This window comes from Flavobacterium daemonense, from assembly GCF_007341385.1.
Classification (GTDB): domain Bacteria; phylum Bacteroidota; class Bacteroidia; order Flavobacteriales; family Flavobacteriaceae; genus Flavobacterium; species Flavobacterium daemonense.
In genome coordinates this window covers 63,795-89,958 of sequence record NZ_VJYD01000011.1, presented here as the reverse complement: position 1 = coordinate 89,958, position 26,164 = coordinate 63,795, and the positions used below count along the sequence as shown (strand labels likewise).

Below are 26,164 nucleotides of genomic sequence, written 5' to 3'. Positions count from 1 at the left end.
TAAATATAATATGAAAAAACTATTTTTTGTTTTATGCGCAATCAGTACAGTCCTGTGTAGTCACGCACAAGAAGCCGAGCGTAAAGTGGCATATGACAACTATGTAAAATATTCCACACAAGCTAAATCAGTCAAGGATGATAAAAAAGAAGCATCCATCCAAGAGTACCGTAAAGGTTTCAATACGACTCCTTATCGTTATAATCAACTGTCAGGTGAAATGAAAAAGACGAGCAAAGAATGTCTTGCCTTGCTTGGACCGGATGGACATTTTACTGATTTAGCACAACAGGAAACAAAGATCGTCGACGAAAAGATGTTACAATCGAAATATACACCTCAAAGTGATGAAGTCGCAAAAGTGGTATCAGAAGCAATTAACCGTCTTTGGAAAATGGCAGATGCTTACCGTCTTGGTGAAATGAAGGAAAAAGAGGTATTGGTTGACAAATTCTACAAAGCCATCATTTACTATGGCAATCTCGAAACAGGCCGCAACAATCAAGCACACAGATTTCATGCCTCTTGTTTTCTTATTCCGACAGCTGCAGTGAATATTTATTTTTCGTTGCTGAAACAAATGGATGAAGTAGAAGCCGGCAGGAGCAAAAACACATTGCAAAATGATGCTTGTGTGATGTTGAAAGAATTGGCTTTGCAATGCTGGACACAGCCATTCCGCAACGACGCAACTGATAATAATGTAGTGCAGATAGAACGGTTTCGAAATCATGTTTGGTGGGTAGGAGGCAATGCTTTGGCGTATCGTTCTTTATTACCAACAGCATTTATGTACAAGTCGATTCCTATGATTGATTTATTGTCGGAATTATGCCAGCGTGGAATCAGTCAGACTTCCCAAACCACCTATAATGAATCGTTCTGGATAGAAGGATTTACGGCCGATGGTGCAGGTTGGGGGCATGGCAAACAAAGTTTGATCTGGGGTTATCCAATTGATGGAGGAAACAATGCTTTGAACATGTTGGTGATGTTGAAAGACTCACCCTGGGAGAAGAAACTAACGCAGGAAAATAAAGAAACTTTAATCAATTTTTTCAGGGGCGGAAACTGGTACCATTATAAAGGAAATGAACTTCCATGCCTGGACCGTTATTCATCGGTTTATGGAAGAGGAAGTGGCACGATTCCTTCACTCGGACTTGCCAAAAGTTTGATGAAAGACTGGAAAACTTCTTTTACGGATTCGGAACAAAAAGAAATAGAGCAGTTTATACAGGAGGCCAATGACAAAGCCATAAATATGTCTCAGTTTGATAACGGTATTTATAGTGGCACGAGATGGTTTTTTAATAATGACGACCTGATGAAGAAGAACGCTGATTATCATATTATGGTGAACATGGCTTCGAATCGATGTGATGGAATTGAAAGTGCTACCAATTTTGCCGATTGCTATAACTTTTTTAACGATGATGGTATGACGTTTTTTCAACGTAACGGAACCGAATACCGAAAAATATATGGTGGCTGGGATGTTACCGCTTCTCCAGGTGTGACTGCCCGGGAAGGAATGGAAAAAATCAAACCAGTTACAAACTGGAGAGGGTATAATAGTAAATTTAATTTTTCCGGAAGTGCTACTTCAGGAGGCGAAAATGCAGTGGCCGGTTTTGTTTTTGAAAAAGAGAATGCCTCAGACAGGGATGATGTGAATGATAAAGGAACTAATAAAAATGAAAACGAATGTATTTATGGCGTACAAGTACATAAGGCTTATTTCATGCAGGGCGATTATCTTATTGCTTTGGGCGCAGGCGTAAACAATCTTCGACCTGAGTTGGAAGGCACTATTCGTACAACCATTGATCAAACTGCAAAAGAGAATGATGTAGTAGTATTTGAAAATGGGTCATGGCAAAAAGTGAAATCTGGAGTTCAGTCCTTTTTTGATAAAGGTCAGCCTGTCTGGATAAAACAACAGGATAAATTCGCTTACACTGTTTTACCACAATACAGTAAAAAGGCCTATTATACCTGTGAAACAAAATCAGCCGACTGGCTAAAAATGAATATTCAAAACAAAACGGTAAAAGATTTACCTGCCAGTGTAGATATCCTGAGACTTTGGATCGATCACGGCCGTGAGGTAAAAAATGACACTTACGGCTATGTTGTGTATTGCGGAAAAGACAATCCGACAGCTGCGCTTCCATTTGTTGTGTTGCAAAATGATACTTCAATACAAGCGGTTAAATCGTTGGACAGTAATTTGATACAAGTTGTGTTTTATGATGGAAATACTCAATTAAATCAACAAGGAGTTCGTATTTCGGTATCCAATCCTTGTATTGTGCAAATAGAAGTGAAAGGTAAGGAAAATGTAATTTCGGTTCAAGATCCGCAAATGAATAAAGATTTGAAACAAATCACAGTAACCTTCAATAATAAATCATTTGTATTTGAATTGCCACAAGGGAAATTGTCAGGCAAACCGGTAACTCAGAAACTAAACCTTTGATAAAACATGAAGTGTATAAAACAAAATATTTCTTCCAGGTTTTTTCTTTTATTTTGGCTAGCAGCGATTTCAGCAGTTGCCCAAAATAAAACTAAATCTGAAACACCTCCCAACTTGTTGATTATTCTTGCCGATCAATGGAGAGGGCAGGCCCTGGGTTTTGAAGGAAAAGAACCTGTTAAGACTCCTAATGTAGACAAATTTGCCAAAGAAAGTTTGGTGCTTACACAAATGGTGAGCAACTATCCGGTTTGTTCTCCGGCAAGAGCCATGCTGATGACGGGTCAATATCCGATAAAAAACCATGTGTACAGCAATGTGAATTCCAATTCGGCTCCGTTTGGTGTCGAATTGCAAAAGGATGCTGTTTGTTGGTCTGATATTTTGAAGCAAAACGGATATTTTAATGGCTATATAGGAAAATGGCATTTGGATTCTCCGTACAAACCCTATGTCCCAACATCAAATAATACCGAAAAAGTAGCTTGGAACGAATGGACTTCTCCGGACAGAAGGCACGGTTTTGACTATTGGTATGCTTATGGAACCTACGATGAACATGACAAACCGATGTATTGGGATACCAACGACAAAAGAGCCGATTTTAAATATGTGAATCAATGGGGACCAATACATGAAGCTGATAAAGCGTTGTCTTTCTTGAAAAATGAAAATGACAAAATTCGTAAAAATGGAGCCCCTTTTTCATTAGTGGTTTCCATGAATCCGCCACATTCGGAATACCAGACAGTTCCTGAAAAATATTATAATCTCTACAAAGATATTCCTTTGAAAGATTTGGTAAAAGATCCAAATATTCCGGCCGAAGGAACAGAACAAGGTGATCAATACCGAAAAGATGTTCGTTATTATTATGCCAATATAACTGGCGTTGACGAGCAAATTGGACGAATATTGCAAGGTTTAAAGGATCAAAAACTGAATGAAAATACCATTGTGATAATCATGGCAGATCACGGAAACTGTTTGGGAAAACATTCTGAAGTATCAAAAAACAACATTTATGAAGAGTCGCTGCGAATTCCGTTTATCGTTTACTGGAAAGGTCATATTCTGCCAGGAATCGACAATACTTTTTTAGGAAGTCTCCCTGATATTTATCCTACACTATTGGAACTAATGGGAATGAAAGACAAAACCCCAAAAGATTTAGATGGAAAAAGTTATGCCCAATACTATCTTGAAGGGAAGGGCGAAAAGCCAGCTGAGCAATATATTCTAGGGGCCATTTCCAGCAACAATGTAAGTATAAATACAGGTTTCAGAGGAATTCGTACAGCCGATTATAAATTGGCCTATGTCAGAAAAAAAGGGAAGGGAGAATATGTATTGTACGATTTGAAGGCAGATCCTTTTGAATTGAAAAATATCTATAATCCGGATTTGCCGATTGTGAAAAAATTACAGCCTTCTTTGATAAAGTGGCTTGAAAAAACAAAAGACGGTTTTGTTTTAGAAAAATAATAATTACTAACTATAAAATTTAAAAAATGTCAATTAACTTATTTGATTTAACAGGGAAAACAGCTCTTATTACAGGAGGAGTTCATGGCCTGGGAATGGCAATGGCTAAAGGATTGGGGCATGCCGGAGCAAAAATTGTGGTAAACGATCTTTCGCAGGAAAACATAGACAAGGCGATAGCAGAATATAAGGCAGATGGGATTGAAGCCTACGGATATGTATTTGACGTGACCGATGAAGCAGCTGTAATTGCAGCTATAAATAAAATCGAAGCCGACGTAGCGCCAATCGATATTTTGATCAATAATGCAGGAATCATCAAAAGAACTCCAATCATTGAAATGGAAGTGAAAGATTTTGCAGCAGTAATCAATGTAGATTTAATCAGTCCTTTTATTGTTTCCAAAAACGTTGCCAAAGGAATGATTAAACGTGGAGGTGGAAAAATAATCAATATTTGTTCGATGATGAGCGAATTGGGCAGAGATTCAGTCAGTGCATACGCTGCCGCAAAAGGAGGCTTGAAAATGCTTACCAAAAATATGGCAACCGAATGGGCTAAATTTAATATTCAGACAAACGGAATAGGTCCCGGGTATTTTGCAACCAGCCAGACAGCTCCAATTAGAGTAGACGGGCACCCATTCAATGAGTTTATCATAAGCAGAACACCGGCAAATCGTTGGGGAGATCCTGAAGATTTACAGGGAGCTGCCATTTTCTTGTCTTCAAAAGCAAGTGATTTTGTGAATGGTCATATCCTGTATGTTGATGGTGGAATCCTAGCTACCATTGGAAAACCATCAAATGAATAAATGATTAAAATTTTTTCTGCTGATATTGTTTAAAAAAAAACAGTATCAGCAGATTTTTTTTAACATCAAACAAACTATTACATATATGAAATTCACCAAATACCTCAGTTTATTATTTCTTTTTTTGCCATTACTGCTTTTGTCCCAAACAAAAATAAGTATTGAAGTACAAAACAATTCTGATTTAGATAGAAAAGAAGCTGTCGTTTCAGTTAAATGGGAAACAATCTTGTCTCGTTTTCCTCAAATCGATACGTCAAATTTTGTGGTGATTAATTCAGCAACTAAAAAACAAATTCCGTGTCAGTTGGAACATAAAGGACTTCCTGCGATTCAAAATTTATTGGTACAGGTAAATGTAAAAGCCAAAGGAACAGCTCTTCTTTCGATACAAAAAGGAAAGCCAATAGCATTTCCAACCAAAACCTATGCGCGTTATGTTCCGGAAAGAATGGATGATTTCGCATGGGAAAATGACAGAATAGCTTTCAGGGCTTATGGGAAAGCTCTTGAAAAAACGAGAGACGATGCTTATGGCTTGGACGTTTGGGTAAAACGTACCGATAACATGGTCATTAATGAGCGTTATAAATTAGGAGAGTATCACGTAGATCATGGAAACGGACTGGATTATTACAAAGTAGGATTCACATTAGGAGCTGGAAGTATGGCACCGTATATCAAAGACAGCGTTTATTATTCGGGCAACTACCATAGATGGAAATTACTGGATAATGGTCCGTTGCGCTCTACTTTCAAATTAGAATATGACACTTGGGATGCAGCTGGCATTAAAGTTTCCTGTACCAAAACCATTTCACTGGATGCTGGTTCACAACTTAACCGAATAGAAAATGTTTATACCTACTCAGACAGCAAACCATTGCCAGTTGCTGTTGGAATCAGCAAAAGACCAGAAAACGGTATAGTTTCATTAAACGAACAGCAAGGTATTTTAGGCTATTGGGAGCCTGTTCATGGGAAGGACGGGACAACCGGTGTAGGAAGTATTTTGAGTACTCCAGTTAAGAAAATGCTGGTAGAAAATAATCAGTTATTGGCCATAACAGAAACAAAAAATAACGAACCAATAGTGTATTACACCGGAGCAGTTTGGGATAAGGCGGGTATAATTACAAATTCGGCACAATGGTTTGAGTATTTGGATAATTTTTCTGAGGAATTGAAAAAACCGTTATTGGTAAGCGTAAAATAGAACAATAGTTATCATAGAAAAAGCTGCAAAAAAATCTTTGAATTTTTTGCAGCTTTTTTGGTTTAATAAAAATAGTTGGGATGGAAAAAAAGGGTTTGCAAAATTTTGTAAAATGATTAGTAAGTATCTTAAAACTCAGCAATCACGTGAAAAAGGAGGATTTTACTCTTAAAAAGGAAGAACATCCTCTCTTATAATCTTTTATAAAAATAAATTTGAAATCATTTTATTTATGAAAACGATTTCGTAATCGTAAACAAACTAAACTTTAACCAACCAAAAATTATGAAAACAAAACTACACGTTGTTTTTATGTTGCTGTTATTTTACAGCTTCATACCTCATGCTTTTGCAACCGATTATTATACCGCATCTGCTAATGCAACACTTGCAGGAAACTCAGGTGCGGTTAACGCTAACTGGACTACCAATCCAGATGGAACGACTGGCCTGGCTACTGTTGCTATTTTAGCAACTGATAATCTAATTATTTTGAATGGAGGTACGGCTACTATTACAGCAACATCCATGACCATTGCTGCTCTAAATATTAATGCAGGAGGGACAGTTTTTCATAAAAATAATGCTACTGCTTCGGCATTTACCATTAATGGGCTTTTAACCTGGAATGGAACCATAAAAACAATACAAGCAGTCTCCGGCAGTAATTTTTTTAACGCAAATGGTGATATTACAGGAAGTACAGCGATTCATGATAGTAACAGTACCAGAGGGATTTACCTGGGAGGAGCTAACAAAACAATTAACCTGACCCAACTTTCTACTGGTGTTATCTCTAACAACAGTATCAGTGTTGGTTTATTATTGGGCACCAGCCGTTCATTGGCAGGAAATTGCAAATTCTACAGTCCGCTTGTTTTCAACGCGACAACTGTAACATTAGATCTTGCCGGGTATAACCTGCAGGCATCTACCATCAAACAGGGAAATACCAGCACCCGATTAATAAAAGGGAATGTCAATTCAAAACTTACCATTTCGGGAACTAGTGCAACGCTTCCGAATACTGCAGCTACAGTAGTTACTTTTGATCCTGCGGCTGCAGTTCTTAATGAACTTAATGTTAACAGCGAGTACTTGGCGACAGCGGCCGGACCTGTTACTGTTAATGGGAATCTTACGGTAAATACATTGAATTTTGGAACTACTTCCGGCGATAAAGCTACTAGAACTCTACAGGTAAACGGTAATTTTACATTAGCCAACAGTGGTACTATGCGTGTACAGGCGGGAGGACCTACAGCAATTACTGCTTACGATCAATTAAACGCGACGGGAACTATTAGTATAGGGACATCGACAACATTAAAGGTTGACTTTATCAATGCCTATACTACTTCAACTCAGCCTTTTCTCACTTTTGCGCAAACAACATCACCAGGAACCGTTTCGGGAAGCTTTGGCACCATTCAAAGCGCAACCGGTTATACAGGTAATGTTACGTATACGGGAAATGCTCTGAAATATCAGCTACTTACAACACCGGCTCCGACACCTCCGCCACCGGCTTGTTCGTTGACGATGAATCCTGACCTGCCATTGGTTGCATCAAATTCAACTATTAATGCTGAAATAGAATCCATTTTACAGCGTTTTTCAGATAATTATCTAGGTACTACTGAGCCATCAGCGACTACACTTAATTCAGCGATTGCCAGCTATAATGCACTTGGTATTACGGTAGACGGATATACTATCAGCTCAACGACAGCTGTTACCAGTTTTGACCAGCTTTCGTATTTAAAAACTTTTGCCCAATACCTCAAGTTTCATCCTGAAGATACTAATAATATATATACCAAAGCCCTCAATACGGTATGGTTAGCATCAGATCGTATGTGTAAAGGATTAATGAGTCCAGATGGTAATGGGTATTCTTATGATGATTTCGGGAAGTCCGCAATATTAATTCCTCGTATTAAAGATAATTTTTATGTAAAAAGTTTATTTGAGAATTTGTTGAATCAACAAAATACTTTTGACTATATGTGGGAACCTAATGAAGTAAATACTGCCGTAGGATACGATTTAGACGATTTGGGGAATATATTGCCTGTTACGCTGGGTTATGTAAAATGGATTGATTCTGCCGATGAGCGTTATCGTTATATGACTGCCTTCAAACGCCAAATGGATAAATTTCTAAGCTATTCGCCAGGAACCCTTGATGGTATTAAACCGGATGGTTCAGGATTTCACCATTGGGCCAGTTATCCGTCTTATACGGGTTATGATCTCAATTCGGGTGCTGATATTATTTATTATTTGCAACAAACTTCTTTCCAGGTAAATACCGAATCATATCTTAGACTGAGAGATGCGATTATGACGCAGCTTATGTTTGGTAATGACAAAACCACCAGATCAATAGCTATGGGAGGAAGAAAACCTCAAGAACTCAATTCAACCATAAGCAAATTTTCTTTCCGTAATATGGCAGTAGGAGGAGGAAGTATAATGGGAACAGGCGCCTCAGATCCAGTTATGGCTACCTATTACAATCGTGTATGGGGCGGTTATGGACCTTTCGGAAATAGTACTGCAGCTTCTTTTAACGAAGGCTATTTTCAGTTCAATCACAGTATGGCAGGCATTTACCGCAAGGATAATTGGGTAGCCACTTGCAAAGGATTCAGCGACAATATGTTTGGTACAGAGATATTTGGCCCTTCTAGTGGTACAGCTAATCGTTTTGGTCGTTATCAAAGTTATGGTGCCGTTGATATCGTTTATGCTGGAGACAACCTGACCGAAAATGGTTATGATGTAACGACCCGAGATTGGAATTTTGTCCCGGGAACCACCGTTATACGACTTCCTTGGGATAAGCTTCACGCTGAAAAAGACCGTGTTGACGAACTACAACAAAAAAGATTTGTAGGATCTTTAAGTTTTATAAATAAAAATGGCGCTTATCTAAAAGCAAATCAGGGAACCTACGGATTGTTTGCCATGGATTTTCAAGAAAAGACAGGCCTAGGATTTGGAACTGTTTATGGACCGGAAAGTCATAACAACACATTTACGTTCAAGAAATCCGTGTTTACATTCGACAATATGTTGATTTGTTTGGGTTCAGGTATCGGCAACAATGATACCACGAATACCACATTGACTACCTTATATCAGCGTAAAGCCATTGCAGGCAAGGAAGTGGTAAATGTTGATAGTAATGTATTGTCGACAGGATCTTATGCCAACTCTTATGATGGCACAGCTAACCACTGGATTATAGACAATTTCAACACCGGTTTTTATGTGTTTGCAGGAAGCGGAACTATCAAGCTGACAAAAGCAGACCAGCAAACACCACAACATGATCAGTTGTGGTCGGCACAAAATATTTCCAATAATCCAATAGGAAACTATGCCATTGGTTATATCGATCACGGAACGGCACCGTCAAACAAAGGTTACGAGTATGTTTGTATGCCAAAAGCTACTGCAGCAGATATGAGTGCTTTGGGCAGTCAGATTGATACCGGAAATAAACCTTATATGGTACACCGTAAAGACGAAGTGGCACATATCGTGGAGTACAAACCTACTGCGACTTCAAATTCCATATTTGGATATGCATTTTTCAGTGCGCTTTCAGGAATAAATAATACAGGGCAATTGACTGGTGCAGATTATCCTTGTTTGGTAATGTCGCAATATGATTCGGCTCAGAAAAGCCTAAAACTGGCGATAAACAATCCCGATATTGGATTTACTTACAGAGCAAATACTCCGTCTGTGGAAAAGCAGATAAACATCAAAATAAAAGGAACCAACTGGCAAATTTCCCAGCCCAACACTAGAGCCAGTATAACAGGCTCGGCAAATGGAGAAACTACAATCCAATTCACCGTTGTGGATGGATTACCGGTAGAAATAACATTAAACCGTGTTTTAACTCCGCAAACAATTGGATTTGAGGTCATCCCTGCTAAAATAGCCACCGATGCAGCATTTGATTTAACGGCTACAGCTTCTTCGGGTTTGCCAGTTAGCTACACTAGTTCCAATCCTGAAGTGGCCACAATCAGTGGAAACACCGTGACGATTGTTGGTAAAGGTACAAGTACAATTACGGCAAAACAGGACGGTGATGACATTTATAGTATTGCCGAGGCGGTAGAACAAACATTAACTGTGAATCCAGCCACACAAACTATTACTTTTGACGCGATGCCCACAAAAGCAATCGGAGATACTAACTTTGATCTGACTGCTGCGGCTTCATCAAATTTACCGGTTAGCTTTACAAGTTCAAATATTGATGTGGCTACCATTAGCGGAAGCACAGTAACTATTGTTGGAAAAGGAAGTACTACTATTAAAGCTTCACAGGAAGGCAATAACATTTATGATGCAGCCACATCGATAGAGCAAATATTGAGAGTCAATACAGAACCAACTGTATTTATTACTTCGCCTTTGGCAAATGCAAACTACAATGCTCTTGGCAATATTACCATTACAACCGATGCAACAGATGTTGACGGCAGTGTGAGCAAAGTTGAATTTTTCGAAGGAATTAATAAATTAGGAGAAGCAACTACGGCCCCATTCAGCTTTGATTGGAACAATGTTGCTTTAGGCTCTTACATATTAACCGCAAAAGCCACCGATAATGATGGAGCTGCAACTACTTCTACAGCTGTTACTGTAAATGTAATATGTCCTTCAGTACAGTTGTCTATTCCAGATGTGTATGCAATGAATCCTGCTGTAGACGATGCAAATACCATTTACATTGGTTATGGACCAACATCACTTACTCTTAATGCAATGGTGCAAGGAAATCAAGATTGCACTTATTCTTGGAATACAGGCGCTCAAACGCCATCGATTTCTGTTTCAGAAGCGGGTACTTATACTGTTGTAGCTACCTACGCAGGAGGATGTCAAACTACATCTTCAATTGCAGTGGATACTCTTGATGTAAGATGTGGAAATAAAAATGATAAAGTACAGATTTGCCATAACAATAATGTTATCTGCCTAGCACCGTCGGCAGTTCAAGCACACTTGAATCATGGAGACAAGCTTGGTTCTTGCACCTCTTTATCTAGAAAAGCGACAAGCAATGAAACTCTAGATTTGGGTAAATTCACTATTTATCCGAACCCTGTACATGACAGCTTTAATGTCAGTATTTCTTCAATGCTAGATCCGACTGCCACAATTTCTATTTATAATATTATTGGAAACAAGCTTCGTCAAGTCAATTTCACTTCGATGCCACAAAATGTTTTCTGCAGCGATTTATCTTCAGGAAGTTACATTTTAGTTATACAGAATGGTATTGAGACGATTAGAGGAACGATTGTTAAGCAATAAATAAAAAATAAAGAGGCCGTCTATAAAATAATGGTGGCCTCTTTTTATGTATTATTTGAATATCTTTAATTGTTATTTTATGGCTATTTATTTAGCAACAATGTATATGACAATAGAGCGTTTTTAAAGATGATTTTAAAATAGAATTTTACCCTATCTACTAAAATAGAATAATTATGATAAAAAGAATTTTTGTACTGCTTATTGTTTTTGAAGTTTTTACTGCCTGTAATGAAGATAAACAAGAGGAAACTATTAATCCGAAAACTGTTTCTTTCGATACCGACCAAAATTCATCCTTGATGTTTCAGGACAACGAACCAATAGCAGTAATGACTTCGGAGGCGAGAACCTACAGTATTGCGCAAATCATCAGAGTAAAAGCGGTTGATGCAAAAAATATAGAAGTTTCAAATTTTGCTCCTTGTGATATTGAGAATGCAACCATATTAGCCACTATTGAAGGCAAACAAGTGCAGCTTTTCAAGATAAAAAAGATTAGAGCTCATGCGACACAAACCATGAAGTATCCTTTTGTGGATGGAACCAATCTTTTCCTAGATACAGATAACAAAAAAGTTGATTTATCACAATATAAAACAACTGGAATAGATCCAACAAAGATTTCTTTTGATTTTACAGGCGACAGCGAAATCTTACTAAAGCTTAAAAAGCTGAAAGCCTTGAAATGGACAATCCATTACTATGATTATGACCCTAATAACGATCCTAATAATAATTGGGAACCTTTAAAAGCCAAAGATATACGCCGTTTTTCAGGGCTTATGCTCAATATGGGAATCGTCTTTGTATCAGATCAATTCAAACAAGCTTTTTTAAATGAGGAAATTATCGGAAATGATGGAAAAACAGCATTGACCATGGCCGAGAAAGAGCAAGTCTATAATGACATTCTTATTCATCCTCGTTTTGACTGCGGCAAATGTACTAACGTGTCTGGTCTAGGCGGCGGTTCCACTCTTGGCTATGCCGAACATATTTTGCATGACTATATAAAAATAGATGCCGGAGATATCACAGCGCATGAAATAGGTCACTGTGTGGGCTTTAATCATGATTCAAATATGACGTATCCAAAAACAATAAATAATGTCAGTACAGGAATCAGTCCTGTTATGTCAAGGATTAACACGCAATTCTTTAATGGAGTATTGTTTATTGCAACGATACAAAATTATTATAAGCCTGCAGATTTTCAGTAGGACATCAATACACAGTTGATGACATAACATAGCTGTAATGTACTTGTAGTAATGTTGTATTGTATTTGTACCTCAAATCCATCATATAGTATTCAATACTTGTGGTCGAATTGGTTGTTTTTAATTCGTAATAATCGAGTATGTAAAGTAAGAACGGAGTGAATTAGAACGAATGTATAGAGGATCTAATACAGATTCGAACCCTAGCTATCGGAGTTTAATTTTCTGTTATTTTGCCTCTATATTAATAACTATGACATGATTTTTCCGCAAAACTAAAACGGGAAAGTGAACTGACTAAACGATTTTTGTCTATTCTGTAGTTGTCTGCTGATTTTGATATTCCTCAATTGTTAAGTTTCCAAGAGCAGAATGTCTTCTGCAGGTGTTGTAAAAGTTCTGTATATAATCAGTAATGGATTTTTCTGCTTTCTCTTTGGTTTTATATTTATTCTGGTATACCAATTCTACCTTTAATGTCTTGAAAAAACTTTCTGCTACTGCATTATCATAGCAGTTTCCCTTCCTGCTCATACTTTGGGTAATCTGTCTTGTATTTGCTAATAAAGCGGTAAACTCACGGCAGGTGTATTGTATCCCGCGGTCTGAGTGAAAGAGCAATTCCTGATTATTCTGCAGGGGACGATTTAGAAGAGCTTTTGTCAAAGAAGCGATGCTTGTATCTTTTGCCCTCATTGTCTCGCTGATGGACCAGCCGATCACTTTACGGTCAAAAATGTCTATCACCACAGTGAGATACAGCCAGCCTTCCTTTGTTTCGATGTAGGTTATATCAGAAACCCAGACTTCATTTTTTCTACCTGCTTTAAAAATCTGTTCCAATCTGTTTTCGACGACCTTGCTATTGAGGGATGAGTTAGTAGTCCTTTTGTATTTCGATTTTGCAATGCTTCTCAGATGGTTTTCCTTCATCATCTGTCCGACAAATTTTCTGGAAACTTTTATCCCGATAGAATCTAATTCTTTAGCAATTCTCGGGCTTCCGTATCGACATTGGCTCCAATGGTAAATTCTTATAATTTCGCTTATGATGAGGGCTTTTCGTTGTGACCTTGCGGTGGGTGTTCTTTTGCGCCAGCGGAAGAAACTACTTTTGTGGATCTGAAATATCCGGCACATCTTCTCAATGGGAAAAATTTCTGCATTTTCTCTGATGAATTCATATTTCACCCGTCGATCCTGGAGAAGATATTTTGAGCCTTTTTTAGTATGTCCCTTTCAATTTCCAGCTCTTTGATCCGTTTCCGCAGTTTCACTAATTCATTTATATGGGATACTTCAGCTGAGGTTTTTTTAATGTTAAATCTGCCGTCCTGATAAAGTCTTTTCCAGTGTTGCAGGGTGTTTTTACTAATGTTAAGCTCTTTTGCCACGTCACTGACTCTTCCGCAGTGGATGCTCATAGATGCGGCCAGAATCTTAAAGCCTATAGTAAAGGTTCTCCTAGTATTTTTCATGCCTATAATAATTAGCAATCATAAAATTAGCTTTCAATAAGAAATTCTAAGTACTATATCCGTTTTTTACACTTTCTGATCAATACTGCCTAAGCTTTTAGTCGCGAAAAAGGTAGCAACTCCAAAAGCGGTTCAAATTCATGTCAAAATTTATGATGATTGATTTCTGCAGGTTGCAATCGTAATTTTTAGGTGCAAAAAAGGTATCAGCTCAAAGCCCCAACTAATAACTAATTATTTAACAAAATCCAAATTTTATTTTTGAAGGATATCTCAGATTTCTTGTCTGGATTTAATCTAAAACCGACTTTCTCGTAGCATTTTATTGCATTATAATTAAAATCAAAAACATTCAACTCGATTTTTAGGCGATCAATATTCAATTTGATATACTCTAAAAGTGCTATTATAATTGCTTTTCCAAAACCTTTGCCACGATGTGATTTGTCTCCAATTAAAATCCTTCCTAATACAACGGTCTCATCTGTTAAATAAATTTCACAATGACCAATTGGTAAATTAGTATCTGTATCAATTACCTGAAAAGCAAAACGTTGTTCGTTTGTTAAAGAAGTTTTCAATTGCTCTGAGGTTAAAGGAAAAGTAAATTTTGAACCTGCAAAAAGCATTAAATCTTCTTCGCTTTCTACCCACGAAATTAATTGTTCATGCATTTCTTTTTCAAATTTTACGAGCCTAATCATTTTTTAAATTTAATATACTCAAACTTTTATTTTTTAAAATTTGCAACAGCGGCAATTTCTATATTTCCCTTACGTGGCAATTCTTTAACTGCAATACAGACTCTTGCAGGGAAATTACTTTGAAAATACGTAGAATAAATCGTATTTGTAGCATTATAATTTTCCATATCAGTAAGATAAATTGTTACACTGACCAGATTATTAAACGTAAGTCCATTTTTGTTTAGGATAAGGCCAATATTATCCATCGCCTGTTTTGCTTCAGATTCAAAACCTCCATCATTAAATTTCCCCGTTGTACGATTCAAACCCAGTTGTCCTGATATATAAAGATTGTCACCTGACGCTACGGCATCTGAATAAGGAGAACTTTTAGGCTTCTGCGGTTCACTCAATTTTTGGTTTGCCTGCAACTGCAATTCCGTACCTTTTCTATCAGTAGCGATCCAATATTCTACGATTTTTCCTTTTGATATCCTGAAAGTGGCATGATTGATTACAGTTACCGGAAGCCCTGTTGCTTTAAAGCCGTCAATGTCGGCCATTTGTTTTCCCAACTGCTCCCATCGTGCATACACCTTATCGCCATTGGCTATCAACTCGGTGACTTCAAGCTTGTAATTCCCATACATTTTCATAAAATCTTTTACATGTTCCGCGTAGTTCGCGGGTGTTCTCATAATTACTTCTTGATGTTCAGAATTAACTTGGTTGGCTTTTACAGATTCGGACATAAATTCTGCGGCTCTTTCAGGATCTTTTCCTGAGCGAACAATTTCTAAAAAATCCCTAACTGTTTTTTCTGATTGTTGTGTACTACTCATAGTTTTATTTTGTGCATTAATAGATATTGATAACATGAAAAAAATAGTAATAATGTTTAATTGTCTCATTTGATTTTATTTAATAATTAGACAGCAAACTTCTAAAATTAACTAATGCCAAAACAGATACAGATTTTGAATATTTTACTGTAACAGATTGCTATCTTTGTCTAATGAAAGAACCTGTTTACATAAATCTTGCAAATAAAATCGCTTCCATGATTGAGGAGGGTATTTATAAATCTGGAGATAAACTGCCGTCTCTGCGTCATTTGCAAAAGGAAAATAATGCTAGTATTGGTACGATTCTTCAAAGTTTTAATTTTCTGATTGATAAAGGAGTGATCGATTCAAGAGAAAGATCCGGTTATTTTGTTAGGCATCAATCAGTCAAAAAACTTCCGGTACCTAGATCATTGCCAGCTTCTTTTTCAGAGAGCGAGGTACGTATCGATGAACTTTTACAGAAGATACACAAAGAGGAGAACAGGTCAGATTTTGTGTCTTTTGCCAATGCGATACCAGACCATCGCTTATTGCCTTTTAACGGAATCAAACGTGCAATTCAAAATGTATCAAGAGATATTTCTGGAACTTATCTTACTTTGGAACAGCGAAATGGAAACAAAGAACTTCGTGAAGAAATCTCAAAGCGGTCCTTTTTATGGGATGGCAGTCTGCATGCAGATGAATTAATCATAACAAATGGCGCAAAAGAAGCCTTGTTATGCTGCCTGAAAGCTGTAACCCAACCCGGTGATACAGTACTTGTCCAAGACCCGTGTTATTATGGAATCCTCCAGATTCTTGAATGTCTTGATTTGAAACTTGCAACAATTCCTTCTGACCCTGAAACTGGAATTAAGTTTGCTGATGTTGAAAACATAGCACAAAGGCTTCAAATAAAAGCTTGTTTATTTGTCAGCAATTTCAACAATCCCGATGCTGCCTCCATAAGTACAGAAGTAAAAAAACAGCTTGCAGATTTTGCAAACAGCAGAAATATTCCAATTATTGAAGATGATCTTTATGGAGACATTTTTTTCAACGGAAGCAGACCTGACGCAATCAAAACGTATGATAAAAACGGCTGGGTAATGTATTGCAGTTCTTTTACCAAAACTTTGGTTCCGGGATTTCGAATAGGCTGGTGTGCTCCCGGGCGTTTCTTAGCCGAAGTGTCTAGAGTCAAATGGATGCATAATGGCTCAACATCCAATTTTAATCAACGAGTAGTGCAGCAATTATTGAGTTCGGGTACTTATGACCGTCATTTGCAGAGATATCGATTAGAACTGAATAAAAATTTGCTTCGTACCACAGAATTAATTGAAAAACACTTCCCGAATGGAACAAAAATCAGCCGTCCAAATGACGGAATTGTATTGTGGATCGAATTGCCCGTTCCTATAAAACCTTTATTATTATATGATTATGCCATAGAAAAGGGAATAAGTTATGCTCCAGGCGAGCTATTTTCTGCAAAAAACGAATATGATAATTATTTAAGGCTGAATTACTGCAATATATGGCAATCAAAAACCGAAAAAGCATTGAAGAAGCTAGGTGAGCTATTTTGCCAAAATGGGGATAAATAAACTTGAAGTGGAAATATTAAGGATTAATATAACTGCAACTCTTTTGCATAAATTCGATTAAACAAATCATTGTGCCTCTTGAATCAAACCGACCTTAGCATTTTGTGGCAAATCGGAGGCAACTCCAGTCACCATTACTACCTTTAATGTTTTGCCCTTTTAATCCAGTTGCTAATATGCTATGAAGGGAACTATATCATTACCAGACATTTTTTAAACATAATTAATCGTAAAACACGGCATTTCCATCTTGAAAAGAATCGATAATTTCAAATTGATAAATGAAAAGCGATTATAGTAGTTGAAGAAAGAAAGAAAGTAAAACTTCCAAAATTTGTAAAATGGCTAAAATTCAGAACATAGAAAAAAAGGAGGATTTTAACCCAAAAAGGGAAGATAATCCCCCTTTGCTGTCTTTAATAAGAATAAATTTGAAATCGCTCTTTTTACTAAAACGATTTATGTTTTTTGAGCGATAAAAGTTTGTAAATTCATTAAGGAAAATTCTAACTGAGCCTAGAAAGTTTTTTTCTGCCAAAATATTAACCCTAAATCTATTAAAACAATATGAATATGATTAAAAAAGGTTTCGCATTGCTTATTGTTTTTGGATTTTTTGTTGCTTGTAATGAAGACGGCGATAAAGAAAAAGTAAGTCCAAAAATTGTTTCTTTTGATACCGACCAGAATTCGTCATTAATGTTTCAGGATAATGAAGCAGTAGCAGTAATGACTTCAGATTCTAGGGCTTACAACATTGCACAGATTATTCGTGTGAAAACCGTTGATACAAAAAATATTGAGGTTTCTAATTTTGCTCCTTTCGACATTGAAAATGCTACCATATTGGCTACCATCGAAGGAAAAGGGCAAGTACAGCTCTTCAAAATAAAAAAGATCAGGGCACATGCGACGCAATCAATGAAATATCCTTTTGTAGACGGAACAGATCTTTTCTTAAGTTCAGATAATAAGGAAATTGATTTATCTCAATATAAAACAACTGGGGTTGATCCGGGTAAAATTTCTTTTGATTTTACAGGAGACAGCGAAATTATACTTAAGCTTAAAAAACTCCAAGCACTAAAATGGACAATAAGTTATTATGATTATGATCCTAATAATGATCCAAACAATAATTGGGAACCCATAAAAGCCAAAGATATTCGCCGTTTTTCAGGACTTATGCTTAATATGGGGATTGTTTTTGTGTCGGATAAATTCAAGCAGGCTTTTTTAAAAGAACAAATTATCGGAAATGATGGAACAACCGCTTTAACATTGGCTGAAAAGGAAAAAGTGTATAACGATATTCTTACCCATTCTCGTTTTTACTGTGGAAAGTGCACTAATGTATCTGGTTTGGGAGGAGGAACTACTTTGGGCTATGCCGATTATATTTTGAATGGATATATATCAACGGATGAAGGAGATATTACAGTGCATGAAATAGGTCACTGTGTAGGCTTCAATCATGACTCTAATATGACTTATCCAAAAACAATAAATAATGTCAGTACAGGGATCAGTCCTGTAATGACAAGGATTAATAAAGAATTTTTTAGTGGTGGATTATTTATAGTCACTCTGCAAAACTATTATAAGCCTGCGGACTTTCAATAAATCTCGTCAAATTAAGTCAGCTTTTATCAATAAAAATATAGATAATTTTGAAAATTCAGAGTTTGCAAAAATGATTCTTTAAATTGCTGGTAAATACAATATTTTAACAAATTAAATAAGATTATTTATGTTGCATTTTGTTAAATATATCGATTTCGCTTTGAGGTGGGCTTTTTTTGTTATTTTTGATTTTTACGAAAAATATGTAAATCCAGCCTTTAAGAATTAATTCAATTTTATCCTTATTATAAGTATTAATTACCATCGTCATCCTTAAATGAAAATTGTTAAAACAAATATTACTTCTTATACTAATAGTTCGCTTTCTGTGTTTTCTCGCGAAGAGCCTTTTTTTCAGTCGCCATTTCATTCACATCCTGAATTTGAATTGGTTTATATTTTAGAAAGCCATGGGAAACGAATTATTGGAAACTCTGTAGAATCATTCGAATCTGGTGATATGGTTTTTTTAGGAGATAATATTCCGCATGTTTGGCTTAATGACGAAGTTTTTTATAAAGGAAATAATAGCCTAAAAGCGAAGGCCATTGTAATTTATTTCAGCAGAGATCTTTTTGGAAATTCTTTTTATGAATTGCCCGAAGCTCAGGAGGTCAAAAAGTTCCTTTTGCTAGCAATGAAAGGTGTTGTAATCACAGGACAAACAAATAAAGTGATTGCTGAAAAAATGAAAAAATTATTGAAAAAGAAAGGCTTTGAAGTAATTATCGGACTTACTGAAATTTTGTTTCTCTTATCAAAAAGCAAAGACCTGAAATGTATCAATGGCGACGCATATATTTCTGCCTGTGATGATAATAAAAATGACAGGCTTGCTGATGTTTTTCAATATGTGAAATTAAATTACAGCAAGGACATATCTCTTGATGAAATTGCGAAAATCGCCAATCTTACGCCTACTTCTTTTTGCAGGATGTTTAAAACAAAGACCAAAAAACCATTTGTAGAATATCTCAACGAAATCAGGGTGTCAAATGCATGCAAGTTTTTGATTGAAACTGATTTAGGGATTTCTGAGATCGCCTATGAATGCGGATACAAAACGGCTTCAAACTTCAATAAGCTGTTCAGGAAATTAATTGGAACAACTCCTAAAGAATACCGAAAAAAAGCTTTAGTAGAGGATCTCTAAGTTGTTTGGTTACTTTTTTTGTTTAATGTTTTACCTGATAAATAATTCTAATTGAAATTTTATTTTTCAGGGTTTACTGCTATTATTATTGTGTATTTGCTTAATTATGTTTGAAAATGTAGTAATTTCTTGTTTTTTTATGAAATTAATTTTTAAGATAATAAAAGATTAATTAATGATAATTTTGAGGTAATATTAAACACAATAATGCAATAATTTTATTTTTTAGAAATAGTATAAAAATGTTTTGTTCAAAAATTGAAAACGTTATAGTTGATCTTCCTTGTTTTTAAATTGGATAAAAAAAAAATTCAATTCTCAATTAATGATTTCGGTTTTGAACCTTAAAATTTAGATAAAATAATATGATAACTCAAAAATATTGTCTTGCATTAGATTTAAATGAAGACCCAGAATTAATAGCCGAGTACAAAAAATACCACGAAAAGATTTGGCCTGAAATAACAGAAAGCATTACCAGTTCAGGAATAGAAAATCTTGAAATTTATTGTGTTGGCAATAGGATGTTTATGATTATCGAGGCTAATGAAACATTTAGTTTTGAAAGAAAAGGAGAAATGGATGCCACTAATGCTATAGTACAGAAATGGGAAGCGCTCATGTGGAAATATCAAAAAGCATTGCCTGGCGCTAAAGAAGGAGAAAAATGGATGATGATGGAGAAAATATTTGATTTACATGAAAATAGATAGTCACCAGCACTTTTGGAAGTATCATCCTGTAAAAGATTCATGGATCAATGAAGAAATGAGGATTATCAAAAAAGACTTCCTTCCTTCTGATCTAGAGCCTTTATTGATAGAGCATCAGTTTGACGGCTGTGTGGCCGTTCAGGCCGATCAAAGCGAGGAAGAAACTCATTTTTTGCTGGATTTGGCAAAAGAAAATGATTTTATCAAAGGAGTAGTAGGATGGATCGATTTGCGTGCCGAAAATATTGACGAGCGTTTAAAATATTTCAGTCAATATGAAAAACTAAAAGGTTTCAGACATATTATTCAGGCTGAAGAGGATCCTGATTTTATGCTGTCTAAAATATTTCAAAATGGTATTTCAAAATTAGCTAAATACAATTTTACATATGATATTTTAATTTTTCCTGAACATCTCAAAAATGCAATAAAATTGGTGTCTAAATTTCCTGAGCAAAAATTTGTTATTGACCATTTGGCAAAACCAGATTTCAAAAATAAAGATTTCAAAGTTTGGGAAAACGGAATTAAAGCTATTGCAGAATTGCCTAATGTAATGTGCAAGGTTTCTGGTTTAGCAACACAGGCCGATTGGAAAAACTGGAAAAAATTGGATTTTATCTATTACTTGATCGTAGTAACAAAGGCATTCGGATTTGATCGTCTGATGTTTGGCAGTGACTGGCCAGTAAGTCTGCTTGCATCATCTTATGCGCAGTCATGTGATATTGCAGAGGATTATTTTTCGAGATTCAGTAAAGAAGATCAAGATAAATTCTGGGGCAAAAATGCTATTAACTTTTATGGTTTAGACTAAATTTTATCTGAATCATTTTACATAAAAAACTATCCAACCAAAATAATGACTAAATGAATTTTAATCTTACTGAAAAAATAATAATTGTAACTGGAGGAGCAAAAGGAATAGGGCTTGGAATCTGTAAAGCCTTGGCTTCCGAAGGAGCGGTTCCTGTAATTATAGGAAGAGCTGATGCTGACAACCAAATCGCTGTCAAAGAAATTGAAGCTGAAGGCGGAAGAGCCTTATCGGTTGTAGCTGAACTGACCAATCCTCAGGCTTGCAAGAGTGCTGTGGATGAAGTTATCAAATTATGCGGCCGCATTGACGGATTAATTAACAATGCTGGTGTAAATGATAATGTAGGTTTAGAAAGCGGCGACTATGAAAAATTTATAGCTTCTATCCATAAAAATTTGGTTCATTATTATTTGATGGCACAATATGCTTTGCCGGAATTGAAAAAAACAAAAGGATCTATCGTAAACATAGGTTCAAAAACGGCCGATACCGGTCAGGGAAATACATCAGCGTATGCGGCGTCAAATGGCGGGAGAAATGCCCTAACCCGAGAATGGGCTGTTGAACTGCTCAAATACGGAATTCGGGTAAATGCAGTTATCGTGGCAGAATGCTACACGCCATTGTACGATAAATGGATTCAGACTCTAGAAAATCCCAAAAAAAAATTAAAGAAAATCACGGCTAAAATTCCGTTAGAAAACAGAATGACAACTTCTGAGGAAATTGCAAACATGGTGGTGTTTTTATTATCCGAAAGATCGAGCCATACTACCGGACAGTTGATATACGTAGATGGTGGTTACACTCATTTAGATCGTTCACTGTAAAAAAAAGATAATTACTGATTAAACAAGGACAATATTGAATCAATTAATATACCTCTGTTAATCTACTTTTATATTTCGAAAAACGCATGAATTTAATAAAAAACGCATGGCATTAGTAACTCAAATAGATGTTAAAAGAACTGTAGATTCTAAAGAAAATAAAAAATGGCTATTTCCTTTTGTTCTGGTAACAAGTCTGTTTTTTTTCTGGGGATTTGTACATAATTTGGATCCGATACTTATCCCGCATTTAAGGAAAGCATTTAATCTTACCGATTTAGAGTCTTCTCTGATTGACTCTTCAGTCTTCATAGCGTATTTTGTAATGGCTTTGCCTGCAGGATATATTATGAGAAAATACGGTTATAAATCGGGGATAATGACGGGATTGATTTTGTTTGGTATTGGCTCAATTTTGTTTGTGCCGGCTGCCAACTCGCTACAATATGTTTATTTTTTAGGAGCTTTGTTTATCATAGCCTGCGGGCTTACATTTTTGGAAACCGCAGCCAATCCATACGTGACGATACTGGGACCATCTGAAACGGCAACAAAAAGATTGAATTTTTCTCAATCTTTTAATGGATTGGCTGCTTTTATTGCTCCGGCTTATATAGGGCCGATTATTTTATCCGGAAAAAACCTGACTAAAGCCGAAATCGATGCAATGGCACCCGCTGCACTTCATGCCCATATTTTAGAAGAGGCAGCAAGCGTAAAAATGCCTTACCTTATTTTAGGACTGATTATTTTGTCAGTAGCTGTAGTTTTTTATTTTACCAATATGCCTGATGTAAAAGATGAGGACAAAGAGGGAGCAGATGGAGCTAGTTTTGTTGGAGCATTAAAGTCGATACGCTTGCGTTGGGGAATTTTAGCACAGTTTTTTTATGTAGGAGCTCAAGTCTGTGTGGCTAGTTTCTTTATTAAAATGGCAACAACTTCAGCAGGTCTGGATGAAGATACAGCTGCTAAATATTTAGGGTTTTTTGGTTTGACTTTTATGTTAGGACGTTTTGCAGGTACATTCTTCATGCAATTTATACAGCCAAGGAAATTATTGATCATTTATTCTATCATTGCCATTTTCTTATCGATAGTTGCAATAATGGGAACCGGAATGGTGGTGGTCTATACCTTGATATTTATTGCTTTTTTTATGAGCATCATGTTTCCTACTATTTTCTCGATGGGAATTGAAGGACTCGGGCATAATACTAAAATTGGATCTTCACTAATCGTTATGTCAATTGTTGGCGGCGCTTTGCTTCCTCCGGTTTTAGGATTCATTTCTGATATGACTGGAAATATCCAAAATGGATATGTAGTGCCGCTGACTTGTTTTTCGGTAATACTGTTGTTCGCAATCAACGGGCACAAAACAATTAAAGGATAAATTCTATTTTATATATAATGTTAGAAAATAAAGTAAAAAGGCAGCTGATAAAAATGCATCCAGAAGACAATGTTCTGGTGGCTTTAACAGATTTGGCAAAAGGAGAAAGCATAATTTTTGAAAACGAGGCTTATATCCTTCAAGACACTATTAAAGCAAAACACAAATTTTATACAGCCGATTTGAAAGCTGGAGCTGAGATTATCATGTACGGTGTTTTAGTTGGAAAAGTGCAATGTGATGTTGCAAAAGGAAGTCTGATGACAACTGAAAATCTAAAACACGCTGCTGAACCTTATGGATATCGTGATGTCGATTTTTCATGGCAGGCACCAAATGTTTCTAAGTATAAAAACAGAACTTTCAAAGGGTATAAAAGAAAAGACGGCCGTGTTGGAACAGCGAACTATTGGTTATTTGTACCAACTGTTTTTTGTGAAAACCGAAATTTGGATGTAATCAAAGAAGCCTTGCACAATGAATTGGGTTATTCGGTGAGTGATAAATACACACAGTTTACCCATCAATTGTTGGAAGCTTATCAAAATGGAGAAAATATTGAAGCTGTGGATATGCAGCTTACGCCAAATAATACTGCCAATCGCATTTTTAAAAATGTTGATGGCATTAAATTTCTAAATCATCAAGGGGGTTGTGGAGGCACGCGCCAAGATGCGGCAACTTTAAGTGCTTTATTGGCTTCTTATGCAAATCATCCCAATGTGGCGGGTATTACCTTGCTGAGTTTAGGCTGTCAGCATTTACAGGTTCAGGATTTTGTAAATGATGTTAAAAATCAAAATCCATCTTTTGACAAACCGCTGTTTATTTTTGAACAACAGCAAACTGAAAGTGAAGAAGTATTAGTCGCTAATGCCATTAAAAAAACCTTTGAAGGATTGATAGAAATCAATCAATTTGAAAGAACTGATGCCCCGTTGAGTGAACTTTGCATCGGAGTAAAATGTGGCGGAAGCGATGGTTTTAGCGGCGTTTCAGCAAATCCGGCTGTTGGTTATACATCAGATTTATTAGTTGCTTTGGGTGCTAAAGTTTTATTAGCTGAGTTCCCTGAATTATGCGGTGCAGAGCAAAATCTTATCGACCGTTGTACAACAGAAGAATCGGCAAAAAAATTCATTGATTTAATGCAGTCTTATGATGCTTTGGCACATAAAGTCGGCTCAGGTTTTCATATGAATCCGTCGCCGGGAAACATCAAGGACGGATTAATTACAGATGCTATAAAAAGCGCTGGTGCCGCCAAAAAGGGAGGGACAGCTCCAGTAGTTGATGTCTTGGATTATACAGAACCTGCAACAAAAGCAGGACTGAGTTTGGTTTGTACTCCAGGAAATGATGTGGAAGCAACAACTGGAAAGGCGGCATCTGGAGCTACGTTAATACTGTTTACTACAGGATTAGGAACTCCAACAGGAAATCCGGTTTGTCCTGTAATCAAAGTTGCTACAAATTCTGTTCTGGCAAAAAAGATGCGTGATATTATTGATATTGATTGTGGTCCAATAATCAGCGGAGAAAAAACCATTGAAGAAATGGGTGAAGATATTTTGGAATATTGCATCAAGGCGGCAAGCGGAGAAATTATTCCAAAAGCAGTATTATTAAATCAAGATGATTTTATTCCGTGGAAGCGCGGCGTTTCTCTTTAAATTTTAAATAAAAAAACATGTTTTCATTACAAAATAAAAAAGCTGTTGTTACAGGCGGCGGCAGCGGGATAGGGAAAGCGATTTCGGCTTTATTTGCAAAACAGGGAGCTGAAGTGCATATTATTGAATTGACTGAAGAAAGCGCCAAAGCAGCAGTGGATGAAATAAAAGCAAATGGAGGAAAAGTGTTTTCGCATGCCTGCAATGTTGCTGATCATCAGGAAGTAGTAGCAACATTCGAAAAAATCGGAAACATCAATATTCTGGTAAACAATGCAGGGATTGCGCATGTCGGCAAAGTAGATACTACTCCGGAAGAAGATTTTGACCGAATTATGAATGTGAATGTAAAAGGCGTATACAATTGCTTGTATGCCTCAATTCCACAATTCCGACTTTCAAATGGTGGCGTAATTGTCAATATGGCATCTATTGCTGCATGGGTTGGAATTCCGGACAGATTTGCTTATTCGACTGCAAAAGGAGCTGTCATGGCTATGACTTTATCAGTTGCAAAAGATTATATAGGAGAAAATATCCGTTGTAATTCTATTTCACCAGCAAGGGTTCACACGCCTTTTGTAGATGGTTTTATTGCTAAAAATTATGCAGGAAAAGAAGCCGAAATATTCGAAAAATTATCACAATCCCAGCCAATTGGACGAATGGGAAAACCGGATGAAATTGCGGCATTGGCGTTGTTTTTATGTAGTGATGAATCTGGTTTTGTGACAGGATGTGATTATCCAATTGATGGCGGTTTCATCAAATTAAATAACTAA

Annotated in this window: 19 protein-coding genes; 15 read left to right on the top strand and 4 right to left on the bottom strand. The window is 36.4% G+C overall.

Annotation, left to right across the window (positions count from 1 at the left end; translation table 11 throughout):
- Nucleotides 1–10: 10 nt before the first annotated feature.
- The 6 genes from FND99_RS14545 (at nt 11) to FND99_RS14520 (ending at nt 12,570) form a co-directional block, all read left to right on the top strand.
- Nucleotides 11–2,482, top strand: coding sequence for a polysaccharide lyase family 8 super-sandwich domain-containing protein (locus tag FND99_RS14545; protein ID WP_144338671.1), 2,472 nt, complete (start codon nt 11–13; stop codon nt 2,480–2,482).
- A gap of 6 nt (nt 2,483–2,488) precedes the next feature.
- Nucleotides 2,489–3,967, top strand: coding sequence for a sulfatase family protein (locus FND99_RS14540; protein WP_144338670.1), 1,479 nt, complete (start codon nt 2,489–2,491; stop codon nt 3,965–3,967).
- 26 nt (nt 3,968–3,993) lie between these two features.
- The gene (locus FND99_RS14535) at nt 3,994–4,782 is read left to right on the top strand and encodes a gluconate 5-dehydrogenase (RefSeq protein ID WP_144338669.1); all 789 of its coding nucleotides are present in this window, start codon (nt 3,994–3,996) and stop codon (nt 4,780–4,782) included.
- Nucleotides 4,783–4,867: 85 nt separating this feature from the next.
- Nucleotides 4,868–5,998 carry a DUF4861 family protein gene (locus FND99_RS14530; protein ID WP_144338668.1) on the top strand — a complete coding sequence of 377 codons (1,131 nt, stop codon included), beginning with the start codon at nt 4,868–4,870 and terminating at the stop codon, nt 5,996–5,998.
- A 285-nt stretch (nt 5,999–6,283) separates the two neighbouring features.
- Nucleotides 6,284–11,347 (top strand): chondroitinase family polysaccharide lyase, encoded by a 5,064-nt coding sequence (locus FND99_RS14525; RefSeq protein ID WP_144338667.1) that lies wholly within the window; start codon nt 6,284–6,286, stop codon nt 11,345–11,347.
- Between the two features lie 176 nt (nt 11,348–11,523).
- Nucleotides 11,524–12,570, top strand: a complete 1,047-nt coding sequence (locus FND99_RS14520; protein WP_144338666.1) for a hypothetical protein — start codon at nt 11,524–11,526, stop codon at nt 12,568–12,570.
- Nucleotides 12,571–12,882: 312 nt separating this feature from the next.
- On the opposite strand, the gene FND99_RS14515 is transcribed toward FND99_RS14520, so the two are convergent.
- The 4 genes from FND99_RS14515 to FND99_RS14500 all read right to left on the bottom strand — a co-directional run bounded on the left by FND99_RS14515 (nt 12,883) and on the right by FND99_RS14500 (nt 15,576).
- On the bottom strand, nt 12,883–13,761 hold the full coding sequence (locus FND99_RS14515; protein WP_144338665.1) for an IS3 family transposase: 879 nt from the start codon (nt 13,759–13,761) through the stop codon (nt 12,883–12,885).
- Nucleotides 13,758–14,048 carry a transposase gene (locus FND99_RS14510; RefSeq protein ID WP_144338664.1) on the bottom strand — a complete coding sequence of 97 codons (291 nt, stop codon included), beginning with the start codon at nt 14,046–14,048 and terminating at the stop codon, nt 13,758–13,760. The genes FND99_RS14515 and FND99_RS14510 overlap by 4 nt, the downstream gene beginning before the upstream one ends.
- 230 nt (nt 14,049–14,278) lie before the next feature.
- Nucleotides 14,279–14,752 carry a GNAT family N-acetyltransferase gene (locus tag FND99_RS14505; protein WP_144338663.1) on the bottom strand — a complete coding sequence of 158 codons (474 nt, stop codon included), beginning with the start codon at nt 14,750–14,752 and terminating at the stop codon, nt 14,279–14,281.
- Nucleotides 14,753–14,778: 26 nt separating this feature from the next.
- Nucleotides 14,779–15,576 (bottom strand): Rid family detoxifying hydrolase, encoded by a 798-nt coding sequence (locus FND99_RS14500; protein WP_162615559.1) that lies wholly within the window; start codon nt 15,574–15,576, stop codon nt 14,779–14,781.
- 173 nt (nt 15,577–15,749) lie between these two features.
- Between FND99_RS14500 and FND99_RS14495 the strand changes: the two genes are divergently transcribed.
- From FND99_RS14495 to FND99_RS14455, 9 genes are all read left to right on the top strand, one after another.
- Nucleotides 15,750–17,174, top strand: coding sequence for an aminotransferase-like domain-containing protein (locus FND99_RS14495; RefSeq protein WP_144338661.1), 1,425 nt, complete (start codon nt 15,750–15,752; stop codon nt 17,172–17,174).
- Between the two features lie 567 nt (nt 17,175–17,741).
- The gene (locus tag FND99_RS14490) at nt 17,742–18,797 is read left to right on the top strand and encodes a hypothetical protein (RefSeq protein ID WP_144338660.1); all 1,056 of its coding nucleotides are present in this window, start codon (nt 17,742–17,744) and stop codon (nt 18,795–18,797) included.
- A gap of 277 nt (nt 18,798–19,074) precedes the next feature.
- The gene (locus tag FND99_RS14485) at nt 19,075–19,950 is read left to right on the top strand and encodes an AraC family transcriptional regulator (RefSeq protein ID WP_144338659.1); all 876 of its coding nucleotides are present in this window, start codon (nt 19,075–19,077) and stop codon (nt 19,948–19,950) included.
- A 365-nt stretch (nt 19,951–20,315) separates the two neighbouring features.
- The gene (locus FND99_RS14480; protein WP_144338658.1) at nt 20,316–20,663 is read left to right on the top strand and encodes an L-rhamnose mutarotase; all 348 of its coding nucleotides are present in this window, start codon (nt 20,316–20,318) and stop codon (nt 20,661–20,663) included.
- Entirely contained in the window at nt 20,650–21,480 is an 831-nt protein-coding gene (locus FND99_RS14475) for an amidohydrolase family protein (protein WP_144338657.1), read from the top strand. Before FND99_RS14480 ends, FND99_RS14475 begins: the two co-directional genes overlap by 14 nt.
- 53 nt (nt 21,481–21,533) lie before the next feature.
- Nucleotides 21,534–22,313, top strand: coding sequence for an L-fucose dehydrogenase (locus FND99_RS14470; protein WP_144338656.1), 780 nt, complete (start codon nt 21,534–21,536; stop codon nt 22,311–22,313).
- A gap of 106 nt (nt 22,314–22,419) precedes the next feature.
- Nucleotides 22,420–23,709 (top strand): L-fucose:H+ symporter permease, encoded by a 1,290-nt coding sequence (gene fucP, locus FND99_RS14465; RefSeq protein WP_144338655.1) that lies wholly within the window; start codon nt 22,420–22,422, stop codon nt 23,707–23,709.
- A 53-nt stretch (nt 23,710–23,762) separates the two neighbouring features.
- Complete coding sequence (locus tag FND99_RS14460) at nt 23,763–25,382, top strand: UxaA family hydrolase (RefSeq protein WP_246074220.1); 1,620 nt, start codon at nt 23,763–23,765, stop codon at nt 25,380–25,382.
- Nucleotides 25,383–25,399: 17 nt separating this feature from the next.
- Nucleotides 25,400–26,164, top strand: a complete 765-nt coding sequence (locus FND99_RS14455) for an SDR family NAD(P)-dependent oxidoreductase (protein WP_144338653.1) — start codon at nt 25,400–25,402, stop codon at nt 26,162–26,164.